Below are 24159 nucleotides of genomic sequence, written 5' to 3' on the forward strand. Positions count from 1 at the left end.
CGAAGCTGAGGCAAACTATTACAAGCAGTTGAGCAGTCAGGCTATCCCGGCCTGACTCACACTAACCGGCCTCCACGAAAGCCGGGGCGGTTCAAACTGTATCTACCAACCCTCTTGCTCGTTGAATCCTCTACTGAAGGGCTGAACAATCCCCGGCACTCTCGATAACAAAGTCTCGCGTGTACGAAATATCCGATCTTCATTCACGGTCTGTACTTTCGAGTTGGGCAAAGGCCGAAACGTCGGCTTCTGCCCCCAAAGCGGACGCTGCCACTATCAATAAGTTGCCACAGATGATATATCGCGCGAAGCCATTGCGCCAGTAACGGCGGATCGTGTCAGCGCGAAGAAAGGGGCTCCGCCTCGGGTGGGCGTACCCTCCTCTCCGGCTCCATGCACTGCGCCCGCCGCATGAGCTTCCATCACGCGTTACATTGCAGGCGACATGGTCACCTGGCTGGATAAGACGCGATCGAAGGAGCGCTTGCTCGGCACTGGCAAAGGCGCTGTGCCCATTGATGACCCCGAATGCGATGCGCAGCAATTGCTCCACAGATGGTACCCGCCGCCATCGAGCGCCCAATGCCAGCCCAGGTAGTTGGGTAGCCGGCGCGACGCCACGCCATGGAATCGCGCCAGCCATTCCTTAAAGACTTCATGGTGTCTCGGCAGGCGACGTGTATCGAAATGCCATCTTTAGAGAAACTTGACAAAATTCCATCGTGGCATAAACACGACGCAAGCAATTTCCATAAGGAACTTTTACGCAGTCACTCGTGTACACTCGTCTCCCACGGCATTGACCGGCACGGCAGACTCTGGCTTCGGTCACCTTTCCTTTTGCCCGCTCAATTCTTCCAGCAATCGACTATCAACACCGGCATCTGTCTCCTGCCAGGGGTGCCGACGTAGGAATTCACATGAACCGGTCATCTTTGTATCTCGCCAGTAGCTATCGACAAGCAGACCGCCTTATGCTGGGCATCGTATGGGCGTTGTTTGTCATGAGTCTAGCCCTGTCGGGCATCCACGATACCTTGCGCTGGTCCCTCACGGTGGGTCTACCTGCAGCTGTCATACCGAGCCTCCTGGTTGTGCTGATGCCTGGGGCGCTCCAAACCCGATTGGCCATGGCAGTATCCCTGATGGTCTTTACCGCTTTGCACATTCATCAAGCAGACGGAGCATCTGAAACGCATTTCGGCGTTTTCGTGCTCCTGGCATTCTTGCTTTGCTATCGCGACTATATGGTGATCTTGGCCGCCGCAGCGGTGATTGCCTTGCATCACTTTAGCTTCAATTACTTGCAGGAGCTTGGGTACGGTGTTCGTTGCCTCACGCAGCCAAATGTACTTACTATTTTTGTCCATGCCGGCTATGTGGTTGCCGAGTCTGCCGTGCTATGTTACCTGTGCAGGATTTTGCGCACTGAAGCATTGCGGGGGTTTGAGTTGCAGGCCACGGTTGACACGCTGGCTGATCCGACTACCGGCAAGTTCGATCTGCGTCCTTCCAAGGTCTCGGTACATAGCGCGACCGGGCAGGCTTTGCAACGGGCCATCGGTACGATGCACACAACCATTGGTAACGTTGCGCAAGGTATTGTCACGGTCGAGACAGCGGCGTCCGAGATTGCAGCAGGCAATGGCGATCTGTTAACGCGCTCGGCAGAACAGGCCGACGTATTATTTGACACCGTCGAGGCAATGAACAATCTGGCATTGACGGTCAAGCAGAATACCGATCATGCCCGTCGTGCGAATGAGATGGCCATCGCCGCATCCCAGGTAGCGGTGCACGGAGGCGAAGTTGTTGCAGGAGTCGTCGAAACGATGGACTCCATCAACGATTCTTCTAAAAAAGTTTCTGACATTATCGGTGTGATCGACAGCATCGCATTCCAGACCAATATCCTTGCGCTGAACGCAGCCGTCGAAGCAGCGCGTGCGGGCGAACAAGGACGAGGATTCGCAGTCGTTGCTGCCGAAGTGCGCGGTCTTGCGCAACGCTCGGCAACCGCCGCCCAGGAAATCAAGAAGCTCATTGGCGATTCTGTCGCACGGGTCAGCGTCGGAACGGTTCAGGTTAGCAAGGCCGGCGAGACAATGAAGCAGATTGTTGCAAGCGTCGAGCAGGTGGCCACAATTATTTCGGAGATCAGTAGCTCGAGCGCGGGCCAGGAAGACCACATCGCGAAAACCTTGGTGGCGCTAACCGGCATGGCTGACGTCACCGAGCAGAATGCTGCGTTGGTACACCAGATCAGCACGGCGTCGCATACACTGCGCGACCAAGCAGACAACCTGGGGCTGGCAATTGCTACGTTCACGCTCGACACTGCCGGCAACGGGCGGCCTGCCAATCCATCATCGATGTCTTCCAAACCGAACCGCTCCATGCCGCGCTTGGCGTGAGCGGGAGCAAGCGTTGGTGATTTCTGCCGCTCGGTCGCGTGCCACAACAGCGCCGCATTATTTCTTATAAGGTCCACATAATGGAAACATCGCCCGTCGTAAAGCGCTACAACTTGGCGCTGCCGACCGAACACGATTTATTGGTGTCCCTGAGCCGGTTCATGGGTCCAGAAGAATCTCGGCAGTTATGGGTGGAGGTTTGCCGTACCGTCGGGGTAACGTCGCCGTTGTCGCTCGATCAGTTTGAGCGCGCCTTGCTAAAACTGAGAGAAGACAAAGGGATACCCTCGATAACGGCCAGTTCGATGCTCGTGCGCCTCAAGTCCTACCGTACGCTCTCTCTAATAAATCTTAAGTAACCAAGGATTCTCCATGATCGATCCTCACGCCCCAAGTCCAGAACATGACCCGGTGCTCGACATTGCCAGACTTAAAGAAATCTCCGAACTGGACTTGTTCGCGCCAGAAGTGAGCGACATCTTGTCCGACTTGACGCGTGAAGCGAGCATCCAGCTCGAGATCCCCGTTGGCATGGTCAATATTGTGCTCGATGAAGCGCAATATATCGCGGCGCATCACGGCCTTGAGGGGTGGATTGCTAGCGCTCAAGGCACACCTGTAGAATGGGCGTTTTGTCGGTTCCCGGTGCGCGATCGCGCGGAGTTCGTAGTGCAGGACACACATACCCACGAACGTGTCAAAAACAATCCGCTCGTCACCGAAGACGGCTTGCGTTGCTATGCCGGTGTGCCACTGATGACGTCGCGCGGCCACGTCTTGGGAGCCTTTTGCGTTCTTGGTACAGAGCCGCGTAGCTTCACTGAGAATGATATGCAAACTTTACGCACTCTGGCCACCGAGGCAGTGCGCCGCATCGAAAGTAGACGGGTGACGACCGACTGAGAACCTGAGCATGGAGTTCTTCAAGCGTCCGCCTCCGACCTGCGGAAGCAGTCTCAATAGCTCGAAAGTGCCACGCTAACATCGCGCACATCGTCTCCAACAGCAGGGACTGCCTTTTCCAGCCCTTCCAAAGACGCATTGATCGGATCGTTGATCACCTTGAATCCGTGGCCGATCAGGATCGTTGCCGATGCCGCGGTAAAGAACCGCCATGGTTGGACGTGGGACTTCGCGTTGCCGGCAACGTATGGCGTCAGCGAAAAGCAAACGACAATCGACATCACGCCAAAGAACTGGCCAAAGAACGTTGGCATACTCTCAGCTGTGAATGAGATAGCTAATCGCGCGCGGTGCGCCACACCTGCTGTTTGGGCGGCTCTTCGTCGCTGGGGCAGCTGGTAAAGCGCTGCCGGCCGTGCATCTCGATCATCTCGACATTGGTGGTCGGCGCCCGGTTGGTGATGCAATAGGTGCGCCTGCCGGTGATCACGCGCGTGCGGCGCGCGCCGTCGCCGGTGTTGTTCACCAGTTCCTCGACCTTGGGCGCTTCCCACAGGCGCGGCGCCGCCATGGCGCGCGCGTGTTCCATCCCTTCGCGCATGCGGATCTGCGGGCTATCCGGCGGCAAGACGATCAGGGGCTTGTTTTCCTTGCGCAGGGCGCGGTCGATCTCGCCGACGCTGCGCCGCGCATTGGCGAGGATGTCCGCGGCGCCTGGCGGGGCGGCGGGCCGCTCATCCACCACCATCGGCGCTGGCGCGGCCGCTGGCGCGGCCTGCAGCGGCGAGGCCGGCGCTGGAGTGGCACGAGCTGCCGGCGCTGGAGCCGCAACCGATGCGGGCCGCGTTTCCTTCACCGGCCCGGACGCAGCCGGCTCAGCGCGCGGCGCCGGCGTGGGCAGCGTCAGCCACTGCATCGCCTCCTCGCTCCCTTCCTGCGGCGTCAAAGGCAGCTTGCCCGCCATCTGCCAGGCCAGGATCAGGGCCAGGTGGAACACCAGCGTGACGCCAATGCCGGCAAGACGATCATTGCGCGTGCCGGCGGCTGGCGGGAACGATAAGTAAGTGCTGGTCATCGACCAGCAGTATAGCGAGCGAGCCAGTGGGCAAGCTCACCAATTCTATCGGGCGCCGGCGATGACCTGCACCGCGGCCAGGTGCACGGGAACCGACATCACCTCGAACAGCAGTTCGCGCAGGCCGTCCCAGACGATCTGCACGCCGAGGCACAGCAGGATGAAGGCTGTCAGGCGCAGGAACACCGCGGTGCCGGCCTCGCCGATCAGCCGCAGCAAATGTTCGCCGTAGCGGAACGCGAGATACAGCAGCACGCCGATGACCCCCAGCGCCACCAAGGCGCCGCCCATGCGCGCCAGCGAAAACACGATCTGCACGTCGTGCAGCGTCACGCCCACCGTGATCGCCACCGCAATCGACGCCGGGCCGCAGCTGATCGGAAAGGTCAACGGATAAAAGGCCTGGCGGTGCGCGTGGTCCGGGGTGTAGGCGTCGGCCAGCGCGGTGCGGCTGTCCAGCGAGGAAGGCGTCGCTCCCAGCAGGCGCCAGGCCACCGAAGCGAGGATCAACCCGCCGCCGACCCGCACGATGGGAAGCGAGATGCCGAAGAAGTCGAGCACATACGAGCCGATCAGCATCGACCCCGTCATCAGCCAGAACATATTGCGCGCGATGCGGCGCGCCAGCAGCGCGCGGGTCGCGGGCGACGCGCCCTCGGTCATGCTCAGGAAAATCGGTGCGGTGGCGGCCGGATTCAGGATTGGCAGCATCGTCACCAGGACGAACAGAAAACTCCTGGCCGCGGCCAGTATCAACTCGATGGTCATGAAATAGCGTGTTCAAGCCCGGCCGGCAGTCGAAAAATGCCGCAGGCGGGCCGGGCCCCGGGCCCGGACCGCCACTGTACAGCATGCCATGGCGTCGCGGACACACCTTTGGCGCCACTTCCCGGCGGTGAACCGGGCCGGCGATCAACGCTGGACGCCGTCCGCCCACCCCAGCCGCATCGGATTGAAGTACAGGCCCTTGACGCACTGGGTCGGCGCTACCCGCACGAAGCCGAACGCCTCGTACGCCGGCACCGCGTAATTCGACGAATTGACCGTGAAGTTGCCGTCGCCGCCGCGCGCGATGGCCGCCGCCCGCGCCATGTTCCACAAGCGCCGCGCCAGTCCCCGCCCCTGCCAGCGCTTGCCGACGAACAGGTGGAACAAGTGGTTGTTGTCGCGGATCGCGATGAAGCCCGCGAGCTGTCCATCGTCCAGCGCCACGTGGTACACATGGCCCAGCGCCAGGAATGTGCGCACGCCCATTTCGTCGTTCTCGGCCAGGAAGGTCGCGGCGCCCTCGCGCGTCGATTCGTGCACGATGAATTCCAGCGCCAGCTCGCGCAACTGGGCTGCGATCGCCGGCACGAGCAACGCGATATCGGTGTCAACCAGCGGCTTGACGTCCATGGCGTGTCTTGACAGTGTTGCGTTGAACGTAAACATAACACAGCATTGATTTTCTCTAATGCAATTGTATTGACGAGCAGACCGGGCGCGTCCTACCATGGTTCGACCATGCCGAAAGCCAGCTTCCTCGCCTTGTTCTCTCCCGCCGCCGGCACGGCCCCCAGGCGTCGCAAGGTGCCGCTGACGCAGCCGCTGCGCCACGCCCGCTACCGCCGCATCTGGCTCGCCAACCTGGTGTCGAACCTCGGCACCTGGATCCAGACCTTCGCCGCGGCATGGCTGGTGGCCTCGCTGTCGCAGTCGGCCTCGATCACGTCGCTGGTGCAGACCGCCACCTACGTGCCGGTATTCCTGTTCGCGCTGCTGGCCGGGGTGCTGGCCGACGCCGTGCACCGGCCCAAGTTCCTGTTCTTCTGCAATCTGTTCAATGCCGTGTGCGCGGGCGCGATGGCCCTGCTGGTCTGGCGCGGCAATGTATCCAGCGGCCCGGTGCTGGTGATTACCTTTTGCCTGGGCATCGGCACCGCCTTCATCTGGCCGGCCTGGCAGGCGGCGCTGTCCAGTCTGGTCGAGCCCGACGAGGTCGAAGCCGCGGCCACACTCAACAACCTGTCCTATAACCTGTCCGCCATCCTCGGCCCGGCGCTGGGCGGCCTGCTGTTCGGCTGGATCGGGCCGGGCGCCCTGTTCCTGGCCAACGCCGTGTCGTTCATCGGCCTGCTGGCGGTCTACTGGCACTGGTGGCGCGAGGGCGCACCCCAGCCAGCCGCGCGCGAAGGGTTCGGCGCGCGCCTGCGCCTGGGCTTCGCCACGGCCTTCGGCTGCCCGCGCTATCGCCGCATCCTGGGCAATGTGTGTTCGGTCTTCTTCGCTACCATCGCCTTCGCCAGCCTGCTGCCGGTCTTCGTGCGCGACGTGCTGCACATGCGCGCCGGCATGTATGGCACCCTGATGGGCTGCCTGGGCGGCGGCGCCGTGGCCGCGGCCTTCTTCCTGCCGCAGGTGCGGGCCCGGGTCGACCGCACGGGCCTGCTGGCCGGCGCGCTGCTGGTCTACGGCGCCATGCTGCTGATCATGCCGCACACCCGCTCGCTGGCCCTGCTGGCGCCCCTGATCGTGTGCGGCGGCATGGCGTGGTCCACTACCGTTTCCACGCTCAACGCGGCGGCCCAGCTGTCCTTTCCGGCCGAGGTGCGGGCGCGCACCCTGTCGATCTACCTGTTCGTGATGTCCGGCGGCTATGCGGCCGGCAGCGTGGTGTGGGGACTGGTCGCCGACGCCTGGGGCGTGCGCGCCGCGTTCGCCGCCGCCGGCGCCTGCGTGGTGCTCAACGCCCTGGTTCTGCTAACGGGCGGCAAGAAACACCCGATCTAATCGTGTCCTTCATCGCTCCCGCAAACGTGTAAAGTGACGGTTCCATCTCGACCATTGCGCCAATGCCCGTCACGCTCGCCGATTTCCGTTTCGCTCCCTGCTTCGACGTCGCGGTCGCGAGCCGGGTCGGTTGCGGCCCGTCGACCCGCGCCGAAAACCAGGACAATTTCGTCGTGATCGATTTCGACGGCCGCGCCTGCCGCCTGCAAGACCAGCAGCCCTGCCGTCTTACCGTGGATGGCTGGCCGGCCGGGCATGGCCGGCTGGCGGTGCTGGACGGCATGGGCGGCCATGGCCATGGCCGCGAGGCGGCCGAGGCGCTGGCGGCGGCCCTGCTGGCGATGCCGGCCTGCGCTACGCCGCAAGAACTGGGCGACCGGCTGGACGCCATCCACGCCAGCCTGCAGGCGCGCTTTGCGCAGGGCGCCAGCGGCGCCGGGCGGCCCGGCACCACGCTCACCCTGCTCGAACTGCGCGCGGGCGGCGCGCCGCTGCTGTACCACGTGGGCGACTCGCGCCTGTACGAACTCGATGCGATGCTCGCCACGCCCCTCACCGTCGACCACGTGCCGGCCACCGCGGCCGCCCTCGCCGGCCGCCTCGGCGAAGCCGACTGGTGGCGCCAGGTGCATGGCCGCCACGCGCCGCAGATCGCCCAGGCTGTCATCCTCGGCAATGCCTTCGCCGACCCGACGCGCCTGTCCGATCCATTGTTCGCGCTGACCCCGGATAACCTGCCCTGCTGGCTCGCCCACCTGGCCGACCGCCGCGCGCTGCCGCTGCGGCCCGGCGCCGCCTACCTGCTGGCCACCGACGGGTTCTGGTCGTGCGCGCAGCCGGACGGTTTCGTCGCCGGCTGGACCGGCTTGATGCATGGTGAGCCGGATGCGGTGACCCTGGTCGAGCGCCTGTTCGGCATGCTGGAAAACGATCCGCCGGCCGGACTGCAGCCCGACAACCTGACCGCGCTGGTCGTGCGGCCGCTGGCCCGCCATGCGGACGAAACCGTCTTGCCGGTGGACGCGGATCGCACTTGACATTCGCGCAATCTGAACCCGACAGTTGAAATAATGCTTCTAGAAAATAACGCTTCTAGAAAATAATGCTATTAGTCAATGAGCTCGGTGCGCCATGCGGTTCAAAAACAGCGTAAGCTTGCAATATTGATTTCGACCATTTAACTTGTCGCCCTGACATGAACCGCTGCCGCAATCCCGCGCATCCGCACTGCACCGTCTGGGTCCTGCCCGGCGACGCCACGTGTGCGCACGGGCATGCACAGCCCGAGGTCGAAGCACAGCCCGCCCCCGTGCCGGCAACCGTTGCGCCAGCGGCCGGCCTGCCGTCCAGTTTCGACGCCATCACCGCCCTGCGTAGCCGTGGGCCTGGCGACATCGGGTCGGCGCCGACGCCGCGCCGGACCGATCTGCAACGCCCGCAGCTGCACATCAGCGGTTTCGACCCGCGCGCCGCCGGCGGCCGCCAGGCGATCCGCCTCGAGCTGCGCGGCATGCCGATGGATTGCGCGCCCGAGGTGCGCATGCTGGTGCGCTCGGCCCTGCGCCTGCACGGCGGCGCAAGCGATGCGTTCCAGCGCACGTCGCGCGGCGACTGGCGCCCCCTGTTCCTCGAATTTTCCTCGCGCGGCCTGGAGCACGGCCAGTACCGCATCGAGATCGAGCTGCACAGCCATCATCGCCAGGCGCCGGAATCGAATCGCACCTGGACCTGCTCGCCCGTCATCCTGGTGCCGCGCCAGGACGCCAGCCTGGGCGAGATCCACCAGACCTTCCTCGCCACCCACAAGAACGTGCGCGTGACCGCCGACGACGCCGGCATCGCCCGCGTGCATGCGCCGGGCGGCGGACGGATCGACATCGACGTCAGCGCGCGCAATGCCTCGATCGCCCAGCTCAGCCTGGACGGCGGCGGCGGCAAGATCGACCTCGGCATGTCGACCATCGCCTGGGACGAAGACCTGATCGAGATCGACATGCCGCTCGAGGCGGCGCTGCATCCCTGCCCCGGCGCCAGGGCCTGCCTGGTGCACGCCGAAGCCGACTCGGCCACTCAGCGCCACGTGCGCCTGTTCGCGCTCGACGAGTGCGTGCTGGGCCGCTTCGAGCGCAGCGATCCCGAGGCAGACCTGCTGCTGGCCCACCACGGCGACACCGCTGCGCAACTTGACGGCCTGACGCGCCGCCTGTCGGGACGGCACGCCGTCATCCGCCGCAGCCGCCATGGCTTCGAGATCGAGGACGTGTCGCGCTACGGCCTGCTGCTGGACGGCGTCTGGCCCGGCAAGCACATGCCGGTGCAACTGCGGCCCGGCATGCGGATCGAACTGACGGCCAGCATCAAGGGCATCGTCACGCTCGAGGTGACGGCCCTGATGGCGCACGCGGTGGTGCTGCACCGGCTGGACCTTGGTGCACGCGCCGAATGCTTTTACCTGATGGCGCCGGACTGCCTGCCGCTGTCGAGCCAGGGTCAGGGAGCGGCCAGCATGCCGCGCGCCGCCGCGCTGCCGCTGCTGTTCCACCGCGATGGCGGCTTCTGGCAGCGCGACCGCGACAGCGGCCGCGACACCCCGCTGACGGCGCTGGCGCGGCTGGGCCGCCCCCAGGGGACCGGCCCGGGTGTCGCGGCGCGCTTCGTGGCGCAGGCCTATCCCGAGACGCACGGCGCCCAGCGCGGCGGCGACGAACGTCGCAGCCACGCGCTCGCCGCCGCACTCGGCGTCTGAACCGGCCCTCGCGGGCGCGGGCTCAACCGTGCGGCGGTATCAGGATCAGGAAGACCAGCGCCGTGCCGGCCAGCAGCGCCGCCTGCAGGGCGAACACGATCGCCGGCGCCCGCAGGTGTTCGGGTATCTTCATGGCGTCACCTCCACAACAAGCCCACGTCGATGACGCCAGCTTACGCCTGCCCGCGGCGCTCCCGCGCGCGTTTGCGGCGCAGGCGCCGCGCGCGAGGTCAGTCGCGGCGCCAGGCCGGCGGCAGCGGCGGCAGCGGTATGCGTTCCGTTTCTCCCGGCACCGCCACGAAGCGCCCCGCCTCCCAGTCGTGCGCCGCCTGCTCGATGCGCTCGCGGCTGGTCGAGACGAAATTCCAGAAGATGAAGCGCTTGCCGTCGAGCGGCGCGCCGCCGATCACGACGAAGCGCGCGCCCTCGGCCGAGCTCACCCGCACCGCCGCGCCCGGCTCGAGCATGGCCATCGCGTCGGCGACCACCGGTTGGCCGTCGACCTCGATCACGCCGAACGGAGCGTACAGCGCGGCTTCGTCCGGCAGCCGGTCGAGCTCGATGGCGGCGCCCGCCTCGAGGTGCACGTCGAGGTAGAGCGTGTCGGCGAAGGTCGGCACCGGCGAGGTCTGGCCGAGCGCCGTGCCGACCAGTATCCGCACCCTGACCCCGTTCAGTTGGACCTCGGGGATCCGGTCGGCCGGCGTATGGCTGAAGGCGGCCGGCGCTTCCTCGTGCTCGCGCGGCAGCGCGGCCCAGAGTTGCAGGCCGTGCGTGCGGCGCTTGCGTTCGAGCAGGTCTTCGGGCGTGCGCTCGGAGTGCACGATGCCGCTGCCGGCCGTCATCCAGTTGATCGCGCCCGGCTCGATGCGCTGCTCGGTGCCCAGGCTGTCGCGGTGCATGATCGCGCCCTCGAACAGATAGGTCACCGTGGCCAGGCCAATGTGCGGATGCGGGCGCACGTCATGGCGCGTGCCGGGCTCGGCCTCCACCGGCCCCATGTGGTCGAAGAACAGGAACGGCCCCACCGACTGCCGCGCCGCGGCCGGCAGGATGCGGCGCACGGTGAAGCCGCCGCCCAGGTCCTTGTCGTGCGATTTGAAGAGGTGTGCGATGCTCATGGCGGACTCCCGGTCGAGAAGGCGATGCTCGACTGTACACCCAGGCTACAATTCGCGCACCACCCGCAAACCCACGATATCGTTCGACAGCACGGCCGAAAAACCGTTGCGCAGCGCCGAGCGCAGGTAGCGCGGGTTATACAGCCAGGAACCGCCGCGCAGGATGCGCCGCACCTGGTCGCCGCCCAGTTCCCAGGCGCTGCCGTCGACCGGGGCGCCTTCGTAGCTGTCGTGCACCACGTCCTGCACCCACTCCCAGACGTTGCCGTGCATGTCGTGCAGGCCCCAGGCGTTCGGCGCGAACAGGTCCGCCGGCGTGGTGCCGTGCCGGAACTCGCCGCGCGGGCCGCCGTTGTAGGTGAAGCTGCCGTCGAAATTGGCTTGCAGGGTCGAGATCGTGTCGCCGACGTTGAACGCGGTCTTGGTGCCGGCGCGGCAGGCGTACTCCCACTCGGCTTCGCTCGGCAGGCGGTAGCGCTTGCCGGTGGCTTCGCTCAGCCAGGCCACGTACTGCTGCGCGTCGAACCAGGTGACGCCGACCACCGGATGCATGTCGGTTTGCGCGAAACCGGGCGATTCCCAGTTCACCTCGCCGTGCTGCGCCCAGCCGCTGGCGCGCACGAAGGCGCGCCACTCGCCGACGGTGACCGGATAGCGGCCCATGGCGAACGGGCGCTCGATGCCGACCCAGTGCTGCGGCGTCTCGCGCGCGATCCAGTTCTTTTGCGAGCCGGCCGCCATCGCGATGCGGCGTTCGTGCTCGGGCGAGCCCATTTCGAAACGGCCGGCCTCGATCAGGACCATGGCCGGGCCGTTGCCGCCGCTGCCGTCAATGAACGGGTCGCGCAGGATGGCGCCAGTGTCCAGCGCCGGCATCGATGGCGCCGGCGCGACCGGGACGCCCGCCTGGCCAACACCTGCCTGCCCTGCGGCGCGCGCCGATTCTTCCTCGCGCGCTTTGTTCTGCTGCGCGATATTGACGGCGGCGGCCCTGGCCTGGGCCGCCTTGCGGGCGGCTTCTTCCCTGGCCGCCTGCGCCTTCGCCACTTCTTCGTCGCGCCTGGCCAGCAACTGCTGGCGCAGCGATTCCTTGCGCGCCAGGCGCGCCTCTTCGGCCGCCGCCCGATCGCGCCGCTGCTGCTCGCGTAGCTCCATGCGGCGCTGCTCGTCCAGCCGGGCCTGGGCCACCGCCGCGGCTTCGGCCTCTGCCTTGCGGAGCGCCGCCAGTGCGCGCGTTTCCTTCTCTTGTTCGGCCCGGCGCGCCGCCTCCTGCGCCGCCAGCTCCTCGGCCGACGGACCGGCCGCGGCGCGGATCGCGTCCAGCAGCGCATGCACGGTGGCGGGACGCTGCGCCGGGTCGGCGGCAAAGCCCGCGCGCAGCACCTCCCACTGGCGCGCGCCGAGCGTCTCGGGCACCTGTCCGCCCGGCGCGCCGGGCAGTACGCCGGTCAGGAGCTGGTGGATCATCACCGCCACCGCGTACACGTCGAGCGTCTGCTCCGGCGCCCGGCCCTCGAGCGCCGCCTCGGGCGCGCGGTAGCCGGCGGTGCCGGACGTCGCCGGCGCATCGAGCGGCGACATGGCGCCGCTGGCGCGCGCGCGCGCGGCGATGCCGAAGTCGAGCAGCTTCACCTCGCCCTTGCGCGTGACGAACACATTGCCCGGCTTGATGTCGCGGTGGACCAGGCGGTGCTTGTCCCAGGCATGGTCGAGGGCGTCGGCCACGGGGCCCAGCAGCGCCAGCACATGGTCGAGCGGGAGGCGCCGCCCTTGCTGCGCCTCGCGCGCCAGCACGGCGTCCAGGTCCTCGCCCTCCAGGTATTCCATGATGATGAAGTAACTGGAGGTGGCCGGGTCCTGCGCCCATTCGTAGACGCGCACGATGTGCTCGTGCGCCAGGCGCCGCGCGCGCGTGGCTTCCTGGATCAGGAGCTTGGCGTGGCTCGCGGCCTGGGTCAGGTGCGGGGGCAGGATCTTGAGCGCGACCTGGGCGCTGTGGCCCAGTTCGGCGTGGGTGGCGAGGTCGGTCGCCTGCCACACCTGGCCCATGCCGCCCTGGGCGATCAGGCGTTCGAGCCGGTAGCGGCGGGTTTGCGGGCCGATTTCCTGGCCCGCCATCAGGCCGATCTCGGTGCCGGGGCGCGCTGGCGGCGCGTCGGGTTCCGGCCCGGGCTGCGTGGCCGGCTTCTGCCTGCCGGCGGGCCGGGCGGCGCGTTCGGCCGGAGTGTGGGCCGGAGTGTGGGCCGGGATATGGACCGGGGTATGGGGCGGGGTATAGGCCGCATCAAGAATCGCGTTCTTGCGCAGGTCGAACTCGTGACGGCTCAACAGGCCGTCTTCGTGCAGCGCGCGTAGTTCGCGGATCTTGTCGATGGCAGTCTGCATTGCTATTGCATCACGCGGGTAGCGTCGCTCCGCAAGCGGCGCAGAAGCGGTCGTCACGCCCGGCCGGATGGCCGTGCACGCACTGGCGCACCGCCGCCGCCTGGGCCGCCATGCCGGAGGCGAGCGTTGCCTGGGCGGCCAGCGCCGCCTTGTTCACGTCGTTCTGCATGGCCAGCAGGTCGAGCTGGTGGCGCCGGTCCTTGTCGACCTCGAGCTCGCGCCGCGCCTGTTCGGCCGCCACCCGGGCGTCGGCCAGCGCCGCGTCGACCTTGCCGGCGCCGGCCACGCCGGCCAGCGCCGTCAGCTGCTCGCCCTCCATCGACGCATGCACGCGCGTCTTGAGGTAGTCGGCCAGTACGGTCGCATTCGGCGCCTCGGCCAGGGCCAGCTTGGCGGTATCGTCCATCGCGCCCAGCGCTTCGGCCCGCGCCATCGACAGCCGCGCCAGTGCGAGCTCGTGGGTGCGGTCCGCCGCGCGCGCGTTTTCCACGATGCCGGCGCGCCGTTCGTCGGCCTCCAGGGTGACGTCCTGCATCCGGCGCGCGTGGGTGGCGTCGGCCTCGATCGTGCGCAGCAGCTTGTCGTGCTGGGCCTGGGCGTCGGCCCGGCCGGCGCCGCGGCGCACGCTCCCGATGCGCTGGCGCGCCTGTTCGTCTTCCCATTCCTGCGCCCGTTCGGCCTCGCGCCGGCGCGCCTCGTTGGCCAGCTTCAAAGACTGGAAGGCGGCTTCGTGCCCGGCCTCGTCGATGTCGCGCAGGCGCCGCGCGGCGTCCTGTTCGCTCTCGCGCAGCCGCACCAGCTCGGCGCGCTGGCGCGCGGCATCCTCGATCTGGCGCGCCTGCTCGATCTTGTTGCGGATCTGCTGCTGCAGCAGTTGCTGGGAAAAGCGCTGCTGGGCCAGCTGGCGCGCCTGGGTGGCCTCTTGCTGGGCGCCCGCGATCTCGGCGCGCATGCGCACGCCGGCCAGCGCCCGCAGGTGCCGCCATTCGGCCGCCTCGTCGGCGCGCTGGGCGTGCTTGTGCGCCATCTCGTGGTCGAGTTCGGCCAACACCTCGGCCGCGCCATTGGCCAGCGCCTGCTGGCGCGACTCTGCTTCGAGGATGCGGCCATACAGCTCGATCTGGCGCGCCCGCACGCCATGCGCGCGGTCGGCGCCCTGCAGGGAGAGTTCGGCGCGCGCGATGGCGTCATCCTGGCGCAGCTCGGCGCGCCGCAGCCGCAGCCGCCCTTCTTCTTCGCTGCGCTTGATGCGCTGCCATTCCTCGGCCGTGTACAGCTCGTTTAGGTGGCGGCTGTGCGCCAGCTGCACGTGTCGTTCGTCGGCCGCCAGCCACAGGCTGCCGATGCGGGCCCGGTTGGCGTCGTACTTGTCGTGGCGCAGCTCGAAGGTCTCGACCGCCGTCACCGCCAGCCCGTAGCCGGCCAGGAGCGTCGCAAGGCCGCCCTGCAGGCGCTGGTCGAGCTGTTCGCGCAGTTGCCCGTTGGCCGCCAGCTCGCGAATCGAGCGCGCACCGATGAATTCGAGCGCGAGCTGGCGCACCGGATGCGCCAGCAGTTCACGCAATTCGCCGGCGCCGATCGTGCCCGGCATGGTCATGAAGTGGCGGGCGAAGGCCGGCACGTTCTCGATCCTGACGCTGACCGAAAAACGCAGGGCGACGTCGAGATGTTCGCAGGTCGGGATGGCGTCGAACTCGAACGGCACCGCCAGCGCGCCGGTGCGGGTGACGAGGATCTCGGCGTGCTGGTCGCGCAGCAGGTGGTTCAGGCGGGTGAAGAAGCCTTCGATCTCGTATTCGCCCTGCGGCACTTCGGTGGCCTTATCGCCTTGCAGGATGAAGCCGCGCGCCGTGGCCGGCACGCGCAGCGTCTTGACGAACAGGCCCGACAGCTCGCGCACGCCGAAGAACACGGCCAGTTCGTCGGGACCGGGGGTCCAGCGGTTCTCGAGCAGCACCGGCTTGTTGCGCGGCGCGCCCAGGATCACGCCGCAGCCGGCGCAATAGCGCGCGTCCGGCGCGTTTTTGCACTCGCAGCGCGGGCAAGCGGCGCTTTTTACTGCGAACATCTGCAACATATCCGACTCCGTTCTGTCCTGTACCTGTCGTCACTGCCAACCACGAACCTGCCGTTAAGCCACTGGATTCTAGCAGGGCCAAGCCTGCGGCACGGGTCGCTCCCGTACGCAGGGCGCGATCCGGTCAAATCACTCTCTTGCCCCTTCGTTGCCTTTTCAGATGATGCCGATTCGCTCGACGCAGGCCAGGCTGGCGCCGCGCGCACGCAAGGCGTCGCGCAACCCCTGCGGGAGCGCCGCCTCCCACTCCTTCGGCAGCAGGATGCGGTCGCCCGGGCCGGCTTCGCGCGCGATCAGCGCGCATTTCGGCGCCAGCGCCTCGACCGCCTCGACCCGTCCCGCATGCCAGGCGCTCGAACTGCCCGTCGCGATCACCCGGCCACGCGCCAGGAATTCACGGCCGCGCGCCATGCGGTCGGCCATCACCAGCGCCAGCTGGTAAGAGTCGCCCGAGAAGCGCGGCTCGCCGAAACGCACCGTGGTGCGCCACTGGCCCTGGCCGCGGCCATCGAAGTGGCGCGACCCGGCCAGCACCGCCGCCACCTGCGCCTGGCGCACCGCATCCACGTCCGGCACGCTGACAGGATCGTCTTCTTCGCGGCCGGCCATGGCCAGCGGCCGCACGCTGACCTCGACCCAGCCCAGGCCATCGTGTTCGCCGCCGCTGTGCATCGGGAACCAGGCGCGCGCGCTCGAGATCCCGGCGGCGGGGTCGGGCTGGCCGTTCAGGGCGCCCAGGTGCGCCAGGGCGTCAGCGCCGCCCAGCAGCACGCCTTCCGGGGCGCCGGCCAGCCGGCGGCCGTCGATCCGGCCCAGGTGCCAGGCGTCGGACCAGCCGTTGGCCACCACCTCGCGCCTCGGGGCAAAGACCCCGCGCACGATGCGGTCGGCCAGCACCGCCGCCAGTTCCCAGTCGCGGTCCCCTTCATCCGGCGCCCGGTCCAGGCTCAGCACCACCTGGTCGCGGTCGTCGAAGCGCGGCTCGGTGTGGCGCGCCAGGCGCACCACCTGCTGCATGCGTCCGGCCACCTCCGGCGCGCCCGGCACGCCGCACTTGACGTCGGCGCGCCCGACGCGCGGGCGGCGCGTGGCGGTGATCGTCAGCATGGCGCCGCCGGCGGCGACGCTGCGGCACTGGATCGTGCTGGTGCCGGCGTTCGCGCCCGCGTTCGTGTCGTTCGTTGTGCCCTTGCCGTCTGTGCCGATGCTCATGCCTCCTCCAGCTCCGCTTCGCGCGCCGTGAGCGCGCGCCGCGCGCCGGCCTCGGTCTCGAGATTGGCCACGATGCGGTCGGCTTCGTCGAACAAGGCGTCGAGCGGGCCCTCGCCGGCCACCTTCAGGCGCGCCAGCAGCGCCCATGCCTCGTCCAGCGCGGCGGCGGCGCGGCGGCTGTGGCGCGCGCGCCGCAGCTGCTCTTCCTGCGCCAGCGGCTGGCCGGGGGCCGCCAGTGCGAGCGCCGGCATGGTGCCGACCGACAGGCTGACCAGGTCGAGCCGGCGCAGCAATTCCTGGTGCTGGCGGAAGCGTCCCTGGTCGGCCGGCATCACCGCCATGCGCACCGCGCACATCAGGCAGGGCAGCTCGAGGAACAGGCGGCGCAGCGCGCGCGCATCCTCGCAGGCGGGAACGAAGGCTTCCTGCGGCGCCACAGGGGCCGACGCCTCGTCCCGGGCCGCGGCGGACGGATGGACGGCATCGAGCCGCGCGGCCAGGCGCGCGTCGAGCGTGGCCGCGTAGTCACTGGCGGCACGCACCGCGCCCAGGTCGACCGGCACGCAATCGTCGACCGTCACGCCGAAACGCGTATACATCAATTGGTTGAAACCGCTGCGGAAGGCGTTCCACTCTTCCAGGGTCGTGCACGGAGGCAGCTCCAGGTTGCCCTGGGCCAGCTCGCGCTGCAGCGCGTTCTGCGCCAGCGCGACGAATCCGCTCAGCTCGACCATGGAGCCGGCCTCGCTGGCCAGGAACAGGTCGAAGCGCTGGTGCGTGGCGCGCGGGTCGCTGGCGTCGATCGCGAAGTGCACCCGCAGGCCGATCTCGGGCGCGCCCGCGAACGGCGTCAGCTCGCACGTGTATGGCCCGGAATGGACGCACCATGCGATTTCGCCGTCGATGGCGGCGATGCGGCTGCCGGCCGCCTGGCGCCGGCTGCGCCCGCCCCGGTCGACCAGCACCGCGGCGCAGCCCGGCGGGACGGTGAGGCCATTCGGCGCCGGCAGCGCGATCGCCACGCTGCCCAGGCGCGTCGCGTCGAATTCAGGTTGCCGCAGCGGCCGCAGCGTGTTCTGCAATGTACTCTTGAACAGCGAACCTAGCATCATCGTCCTTCCGGGTGTGTCGGAACACCACTACGTGATCGGCGTCGCCCGAGGAATGACCTCGAAGCGCGCTCCATGTTGCTGAAAATGCGCCGCGGGCGCAACCGCGAACGGCCACGGCCCTTCGCACTCGCCGTCGGCATCGAGTTGTCCTTCCAGTACCAGCGCGCCGCTGCCATCGCGCACCTGGATCGCCGGCCGCGCCGCCATGATCCCGGCCGCATCCGGCGCTTCCGGGTCGAGCTGGACGACCACGGCCAGCCTGCCTGCGGCGTCGACGAAGTGCAGGCGCCACATGCCGTCGTCGGTGCGCAGCAGGTCCAGGCCATCGCCGCTGTCGGCGGCGCGCAACAGGCCCTCGCTGCCGCGCCAGCCGCCGCGCGACGCCTGCACCTGCGCGCGCCGGCTCTGCGCCAGGTGGCGCAGGCGGCGCAAGGTCAGCGGCGAGGCCTGCAGCGCGGCGCGTTCGCCCGCCGTCAAGGGACGGCTGCCATCGAGCGCCTGCGCCAGCACCGCGTCGGCCAGCACCAGGCGGTCGCCCTCGACCCGGCGCGCCAGCCATGCGCCGGCCTGCAGCTTGCGATCCAGTTCCGTCATGCCCATCGTCTTTCCTCCTCCATTCCCGCCATCTCGTTCAGGCGCGCAATCGCGGCGTCGCGCCGCTTGCGCAGGGTCGGCAGCGAGATCCCGTCCAGTCCGGCCAGCTGCTGCATCGTCGGCAGCTCGCCGCTGTGCGGATCCAGCCATTCGGACGGATAGCTGTCGTCGAATGGGCCGAGCAGCTTGAGATACACCGCCAGCCGCACCGGCAGCGTGTCCTGCGCCATCCGGCGCGCCGCCCAGCTGGCGCGGTCCTCGGCCAGCGCCGCCAGTACAAGATAGTTGGGGGGGAGTGAAACCTGCTCGGCGACCAGGGCCAGGCGCGCGGTCTCCTGCGCCTCGACCGGGTCGTCATCGATTGCCGCCTCGGGTTCGGCGCCGTCGATGACGTCCAGCGCGTCCTGGCGCGCTTCGAGGATCAGGTCGGGACCGGGCGTGGCGCCCTGTTCCGATTCATCCAGCACGCGCCAGTAGTCGTCCAGCCAGGCGTCGGCCTCGCGCGCGTCGTGCAGCCAGTCCTGGTCGCGGTTGGCTGACAGCAGTTCGTATTCGCCGATCTCGCGCAGCATGGCGCCGATCTTCCCGGGATTGTTCTTGAGGGCGGCGAAGCGCTTGGACCTGGTGTGCAGCGGGCCCGGCGCGCCAGTATGCAGCTCCAGGCTTTCGCTCCAGCGCATGATCCATTCGGGCTTGCAGTCGCCGCCCGTGCGCAGCTGGCGCGCCTCGATCGGCATCGCCGCCACCTCGCGGCCCAGGATGGCGCCGACTTGCGGCGCATGCTCGCGCCAGGCCGCGAACAGGCGCGCGACCTCATGCCAGGCGGTGTCCAACATGCGGTAGGCGTACATGCGGTTGGGACTGCACGGGCGGCCGCACGCGATCTGGTAGTTGTCGCTGTCGACCTTGTCGCGCAAGACCGCGTACAGGTCGTTGAATTTCTTGCGTAACTGCGCCTCGCCGCCGGCCAGGTTCCAGAACGCGCCGCTACGCGCATGCTCGGCGGCCACCGCCGTGCACAGGGTCACCCAGTCCGACGGGCGCGCCTGCAGTTCGTAGACCAGGATCAGCGCGAGTTCGCCGCAGGTGTCGCCATAGCTGTTGCCATCGCTGTTGCCGTACATGTCGGCGCGCGCGCCGGCCGCATGGAGGGCGCTGGCGACCGCGTCGACATAGGCGGCAAGCGACTGTTCCGGATCGGGGTCAAGCAAGGAGGCCGGCCCGAGCCGGGCGCACGCCTGCAGGGAACAATGTCCCAGCAGCTTGCGGACCTGCTCCCAACCGTGTTCCTGATACCGGGTTCCCGGCAAACGCATACCTTGCCCATCCTCTGTTTCACCCCGCAATTGTTGCGGATTGAAATAGATGATGCCATACAACCACGGTCTTGAGGCGCGCAGGAGAGCCTTATTTGTACCTCTTTTCCAACGACTGCCCTGTCACCGACGCTTGCATCGATTGCAACAAGGCTGCCACGACCGGGGCCGCGTGGCCGCCGCCGGTGGCCGCCGAATGGCTCACGAAAGCGGCGAAGGCGAGCCGCCCGGTCTGGCCCGGCAGGCTGCCCGGCTCGAGCCAGCCCATGAACCAGACCGTCGCCAGGCCGTCCTGCCCGGCCGGCGCCGTGCCGGTCTTGCCATACAGGCCGGGACGGAGCAGGTCGAGGCCGGCGGCGCGAAACGCCCCGGCCGCGGTGCCGCCGTCGATCACACCCTTCATCCCGGCGCGCACGCGGTCCAGGCGTACGCCCAGCGGCTCGCCCGGCGCCACCCGCGCCGCGCGGCCGTCGAGCGACATCAGCAGGCGCGGCGCCACCGTGCGGCCCTCCCCGACCGCCGCCGCCACCAGCGCCATCTGCAGCGGCGTGGTCTGCATGCGCAGCCCGATCGCCATCTGGCGCAGTTCATGGCGGCTCTGGACCGGGTCGAGGCGGGAGGCGCTGGCCTGCAGCGCATCCCACTCGCTCCAGCGGTAGTCCAGCGGCAACAGGCCGCCGTCGAGCCGCAGCGGCCGGCCGAAGCCGAGCCGCGCCGCCATCGCCGCCACCGGCCGCACCGCATCCAGCGCGCCCGGCTCCAGCTCGCGCGCCCCCGGCATGCCGCCGTCTGGCTGTCCCATCAGCGTGCGGTCGCTCAGTTCGGCGCCCCAGGCGAACCAGGTATTGACGCTGTGCGCCATCGCCTGCGCCAGGCCCAGGCGACCGTCCTGGGCGCGCGTGCTGGTGACCTGGTCGCGGAAATTGGTGATGCGGGCGCGGTTGCCATCGAACGGGTAGCTGGGCGCCTGGGTGCGAAAGCCGTAGCCGCCCTCGTGCGCCAGCCGGTCCACCTCCGCCAGGGGCAAGCCCTGCAGCAAGCCGTCCAGGCGGGCGTCGCCGCGCGCCGCATCCTCCAGGCCGAGGGCGGTGATCACCTTGAAGGTCGAGCCGGGCGCGCGGTGCGCGCCGCCGTCGTGCTGGAAGGCGGCACTGCGCAGCGGACTGCGCGCCGGATCGGCGCGGTCGAAGTCGCGCAGCTCGCCCCAGCGGCCGGGATCGGCCTGGCCGGCGCCGCTGGAGGCCGCGGCCAGGATGTCGCCGCTGCCGGCGTCCAGCAGGACCAGGCCGGCGCGCCGTTCCGGCTGGGCGTCAATGCCGCCGACGCAGGCTTGGCCGTCCCAGCGGCCACCGCGCTGGCCGATGCAGTCGAGGAGCTGCTGGGCCCTGGCCTGCAGACCCAGGTCGAGGCTCAGCTGCGCCTCGTGGCTGGCGCCGCCAAGGCGCGCCAGCATGCCGGCCACGCTGCCGTCGTGCTGGCGGTGCACGCCCAAGAGCGGCGCCAGGCCGGCCTGCAGCGCCGCTTCGGACGGCGCGCCGTCGGCCCACAACGATTCGCCATGGCGGTCGCGCAGGCGTACCGGCACGGCGGCAGGCCGTGCGCCCCCGGCGCTGCCGCCGGCCGGCAGCGCCTGCCAGGCCAGGCGGCCATCGACCATGGCCAGGTGCCGATAGGCGGCGTCGGCGCCGCCCGACATCGCCGCCAGGTCGAGCGGCTCGACCCGCACCGCGATCGCGGCCGCCCCGGCCAGCGGCGCCAGCACCAGATGCTGCACCGCCTCGCGATCAGGGCAGGCACGCCCGTCGCAGGCCCCCTGGACCAGCACCCGCGCGCCGGTCACGCTGCGCACCCGGCCCGCCACCAGCAGCTCGACCGGCTGGCCGGCGGCCGGCGTGTGCAAGGTCACCAGCGCTCCCTCATGGCCACCCTCACGGCCGCCCTCACGGCCGCCCTCCCAGCCGCCGACCCGTTGCCACGGCTCCCAGCCTTCCGGCAGGCGCGCGAACAGGCGCATCGCGGCCACCGGCAGGCCGGCCACGCGCGGCGCCGGCGCGCCGCCGACCAGCGCATGCCAGACCGCGTCGGCGCCCGGACGGGTGCGCCAGGCCACCAGCCGCCGCTCGCTGTTAAAGATGCGCACCTGTTCGCGCACGTAGGCGCCGTCGGCGCGGTGGTGCAGGCGCTCCAGCAGGCGCCCGTCGCCGGCGTCCAGCACCTGCCCTTCCCAACCCGGCAACGGCGCGCGCGCCTCCTGGCCGGCCTCGCGCCAGGCCGCCAGGTCGCGCGGCGCCAGCTCGACCAGGCCGTCGGCCCCCACGCGCAGCAGGCCGCGCGCGCGCAGCGCCTCGAACAGCGCCTGGTCTTCCATGCCGGGCCCGGGGCGCAGCGGCACCTGCCACGCGCCCGGCGCCAGGCGCAGCTGCACGGGCGCACCCTGGGCCGGGAAGGCCTGGACCAGGGCCGCGCCGCCGGTGGCGCCTTGCTGGTAATGATGCAGCACCAGCTCGCCCGCCTGCGGGCAGGCGGCGCTGGCTTGGCGCGTGAAGCGCAGCGCCTCGCTTTCCGGCCCGGCGCCCCACAGCAGCCAGCCGCTCGTTCCCAGCAAGGCCTCGCCCTGGCGCGCGCGCGTGACGTTGCCGCCGCTGGCGTCGCCGGTCCAGGCCGCCGTGGCGGTGGCGGCGTTCCAGGCGACCGCCAGCCCGGCGCCGGCGGCGCCGGCATTGCCCGTCACGTCGATGCGCGGCATGCCGGAACCGGGCCGCGCCAGCAGCACGCTGCGCGGCGGCGCGCTGCCGGCGCTCGCGATTTGCGCCGCCTCGTCGAAGGGGTAGCCGATGCGCAGCGGCAGCATGCGCGGCCGCCCCGGGTCGAGCATCTGCGTGCACAGGTCGACCCGCAGCGCCGGGCCGGCGCGCATGCCGCTCGCCACCAGCAGGGCCAGGCCGCCGTGCTGGGTGAGCGAGACGCCGCTCGCGCGCGGGACCACGAAGTCGAGCCCCGGCGCGATCGGCTGCAGGGCGCCCAGCGCCACCGCGCCGGGCGTCTCGGCCGCGCCGTCCGGCAGCGCGCGCGCATGCAGCGCCAGCGCCACGGCCCCGCCAAGGACGACGAACAGCACCGCCCACAGCCAGGCCGGGCCGAACGAAAGGGACCAGCCGCCGCTGGCGCTGGAGGCACGTGCGCCGGCGCGCAGGTTGCGGGAGCGGCGCCGCGCCGTGCGCGCGGCCGCCAGCTGGCCGATGAGCGAAATGAACATGCCTGTCATCCGGTGGTTGCGGCGCCCCTGCGCCCCTCGCGCTGTGCTAGCTGGGGGAGCATGAAAACGCCGGGCGGCGGCAACGTTCATGCGCGCTCGAACGCAGCTCACGCCCCGTTTCTTGCGGCTCGTCGCATCCCGCTGGAGACGGCGCGGCGCCTGGCCTACAGTGGACACATCGACACACCAACCACCCTCGAAGGAGCCGCAAAATGAACGTCCTCAAGCACATGGAAGCCATCTTCATCGCCGCCGCCCTGGTCGCCGTCCCGGCGGGCTACCTGGCCAAGGTTCCCGATGCCCATGCCAACGGCTACAGCATCGGCGACGCCGCCATCGCCAGCGGCGACAAGATGGCGGTCGTCACGGTCAGCGCAAAGCGCCTGGACGCCGTCGAGAAAGCGCAACTGCTGGCCGCGGACACCGTCACCGTCGGGAGCCGCATGTGATCCGTCTGCGTCGCCGGCGTGCCGCCATGACGCGGCGCGCGGCGACCGGGCGCCGCTTGTCGCGCATTTTTTTCCGTGCGCTTTCGGCCGATCTGTTTCAGTTGTAAGAACTTGCTTCAAACGCCACGTTTCGTTTTCCGGATTGCTATATTCCATCGCATCCGCTCAAGGATCTGGAGACGAACATGAAATCCCCTCTGTTGATTGCAGCCCTGATCGCCATCGGCGCCGCAGCCTTCACCCCATTGGCCTCGCACGCCCAGCCCCATATCTCGATCGTGATCGGCTCCGCGCCGCCCGCGCCCATCTATGAAGTCGTTCCCGCCCCGCGCCGCGGCTACGTCTGGGCGCCCGGCTTCTGGGAATGGCGATCGCATCGCCACCACTGGGTGCCGGGCCACTACATTTCGGCGCGTCCCGGCTATGTGTACGCTCCACCGAGCTGGCACCATCGGAGCGGACGCTGGGTGATGGAGCCGTCGCGCTGGGACCGCGGCCCCTCGCGCCATTACGGTCCACCGAAACACCATGTGCGCGGCCATGACCGCTGGGACCGCGACCACGACCGCCACTACCACAAGCATGAGCGCCGCCACGGACGCGACCGCGATCGCGACGGCATCCGCGACCGCCATGACCGCGACCGCGATGGCGACGGGGTGCGCAACCGCCACGATCGCCGCCCGAACGATCCTTACCGCTACTGAACCGCGGCGCGGCCGGGATA

Annotated in this window: 19 protein-coding genes and 1 pseudogene; 7 read left to right on the plus strand and 13 right to left on the minus strand. The window is 69.1% G+C overall.

The annotated features are described in order from the left end of the window. Positions 1–514 precede the first annotated feature (514 nt). A pseudogene (locus ABIB38_RS22450) lies at positions 515–663 on the minus strand (IS1595 family transposase); the annotation flags it as partial. Positions 664–974: 311 nt separating this feature from the next. Here ABIB38_RS22450 and ABIB38_RS22455 point away from each other — a divergent pair. Further along, positions 975–2414 carry a methyl-accepting chemotaxis protein gene (locus tag ABIB38_RS22455; protein ID WP_429206912.1) on the plus strand — a complete coding sequence of 480 codons (1440 nt, stop codon included), beginning with the start codon at positions 975–977 and terminating at the stop codon, positions 2412–2414. Positions 2415–2786: 372 nt separating this feature from the next. After that, positions 2787–3317: a GAF domain-containing protein gene (locus tag ABIB38_RS22460; RefSeq protein WP_429206913.1), complete on the plus strand. Its 531-nt coding sequence runs from the start codon at positions 2787–2789 to the stop codon at positions 3315–3317. Between the two features lie 53 nt (positions 3318–3370). Here the strand turns inward: ABIB38_RS22460 and ABIB38_RS22465 are convergent, their stop codons facing one another. The 4 genes from ABIB38_RS22465 to ABIB38_RS22480 form a co-directional block, all read right to left on the minus strand. Next, positions 3371–3631 (minus strand): hypothetical protein, encoded by a 261-nt coding sequence (locus ABIB38_RS22465; protein WP_429206914.1) that lies wholly within the window; start codon positions 3629–3631, stop codon positions 3371–3373. A 23-nt stretch (positions 3632–3654) separates the two neighbouring features. Further along, positions 3655–4392 carry a hypothetical protein gene (locus tag ABIB38_RS22470; RefSeq protein ID WP_429206915.1) on the minus strand — a complete coding sequence of 246 codons (738 nt, stop codon included), beginning with the start codon at positions 4390–4392 and terminating at the stop codon, positions 3655–3657. A 45-nt stretch (positions 4393–4437) separates the two neighbouring features. Beyond that, complete coding sequence (locus ABIB38_RS22475; protein WP_429206916.1) at positions 4438–5160, minus strand: MarC family protein; 723 nt, start codon at positions 5158–5160, stop codon at positions 4438–4440. Positions 5161–5304: 144 nt separating this feature from the next. Beyond that, complete coding sequence (locus tag ABIB38_RS22480; protein ID WP_429206917.1) at positions 5305–5790, minus strand: GNAT family N-acetyltransferase; 486 nt, start codon at positions 5788–5790, stop codon at positions 5305–5307. 69 nt (positions 5791–5859) lie between these two features. Here ABIB38_RS22480 and ABIB38_RS22485 point away from each other — a divergent pair, with 69 nt between their 5' ends. The 3 genes from ABIB38_RS22485 to ABIB38_RS22495 all read left to right on the plus strand — a co-directional run bounded on the left by ABIB38_RS22485 (position 5860) and on the right by ABIB38_RS22495 (position 9910). Further along, entirely contained in the window at positions 5860–7164 is a 1305-nt protein-coding gene (locus ABIB38_RS22485) for an MFS transporter (RefSeq protein ID WP_429206918.1), read from the plus strand. A gap of 62 nt (positions 7165–7226) precedes the next feature. After that, complete coding sequence (locus ABIB38_RS22490) at positions 7227–8201, plus strand: PP2C family protein-serine/threonine phosphatase (protein WP_429206919.1); 975 nt, start codon at positions 7227–7229, stop codon at positions 8199–8201. A gap of 158 nt (positions 8202–8359) precedes the next feature. Beyond that, positions 8360–9910, plus strand: coding sequence for an FHA domain-containing protein (locus ABIB38_RS22495; protein ID WP_429206920.1), 1551 nt, complete (start codon positions 8360–8362; stop codon positions 9908–9910). A 230-nt stretch (positions 9911–10140) separates the two neighbouring features. On the opposite strand, the gene ABIB38_RS22500 is transcribed toward ABIB38_RS22495, so the two are convergent. The 8 genes from ABIB38_RS22500 to ABIB38_RS22535 all read right to left on the minus strand — a co-directional run bounded on the left by ABIB38_RS22500 (position 10141) and on the right by ABIB38_RS22535 (position 22983). Further along, positions 10141–11031 carry a pirin family protein gene (locus ABIB38_RS22500; RefSeq protein ID WP_429206921.1) on the minus strand — a complete coding sequence of 297 codons (891 nt, stop codon included), beginning with the start codon at positions 11029–11031 and terminating at the stop codon, positions 10141–10143. A gap of 45 nt (positions 11032–11076) precedes the next feature. Then, on the minus strand, positions 11077–13416 hold the full coding sequence (locus ABIB38_RS22505) for a bifunctional serine/threonine-protein kinase/formylglycine-generating enzyme family protein (RefSeq protein ID WP_429206922.1): 2340 nt from the start codon (positions 13414–13416) through the stop codon (positions 11077–11079). A gap of 10 nt (positions 13417–13426) precedes the next feature. Beyond that, entirely contained in the window at positions 13427–15484 is a 2058-nt protein-coding gene (locus ABIB38_RS22510) for a hypothetical protein (RefSeq protein WP_429206923.1), read from the minus strand. Positions 15485–15649: 165 nt separating this feature from the next. Continuing rightward, complete coding sequence (locus tag ABIB38_RS22515; RefSeq protein ID WP_429206924.1) at positions 15650–16705, minus strand: hypothetical protein; 1056 nt, start codon at positions 16703–16705, stop codon at positions 15650–15652. Then, entirely contained in the window at positions 16702–17817 is a 1116-nt protein-coding gene (locus ABIB38_RS22520) for a hypothetical protein (RefSeq protein WP_429206925.1), read from the minus strand. Before ABIB38_RS22520 ends, ABIB38_RS22515 begins: the two co-directional genes overlap by 4 nt. A gap of 27 nt (positions 17818–17844) precedes the next feature. After that, on the minus strand, positions 17845–18411 hold the full coding sequence (locus ABIB38_RS22525; RefSeq protein ID WP_429206926.1) for a hypothetical protein: 567 nt from the start codon (positions 18409–18411) through the stop codon (positions 17845–17847). Further along, positions 18408–19727 (minus strand): hypothetical protein, encoded by a 1320-nt coding sequence (locus ABIB38_RS22530; RefSeq protein WP_429206927.1) that lies wholly within the window; start codon positions 19725–19727, stop codon positions 18408–18410. Before ABIB38_RS22530 ends, ABIB38_RS22525 begins: the two co-directional genes overlap by 4 nt. 91 nt (positions 19728–19818) lie before the next feature. Further along, the gene (locus ABIB38_RS22535; protein WP_429206928.1) at positions 19819–22983 is read right to left on the minus strand and encodes a penicillin-binding transpeptidase domain-containing protein; all 3165 of its coding nucleotides are present in this window, start codon (positions 22981–22983) and stop codon (positions 19819–19821) included. A 212-nt stretch (positions 22984–23195) separates the two neighbouring features. Here ABIB38_RS22535 and ABIB38_RS22540 point away from each other — a divergent pair, with 212 nt between their 5' ends. Together ABIB38_RS22540 and ABIB38_RS22545 are read left to right on the plus strand one after the other, a co-directional pair. After that, positions 23196–23432, plus strand: coding sequence for a hypothetical protein (locus tag ABIB38_RS22540; RefSeq protein ID WP_429206929.1), 237 nt, complete (start codon positions 23196–23198; stop codon positions 23430–23432). 185 nt (positions 23433–23617) lie between these two features. Continuing rightward, the gene (locus tag ABIB38_RS22545) at positions 23618–24139 is read left to right on the plus strand and encodes a YXWGXW repeat-containing protein (RefSeq protein WP_429206930.1); all 522 of its coding nucleotides are present in this window, start codon (positions 23618–23620) and stop codon (positions 24137–24139) included. The last annotated feature ends 20 nt before the right edge of the window (positions 24140–24159 follow it).

The organism is Massilia sp. UYP11 (assembly GCF_050434805.1).
Lineage (GTDB): Bacteria > Pseudomonadota > Gammaproteobacteria > Burkholderiales > Burkholderiaceae_D > Telluria.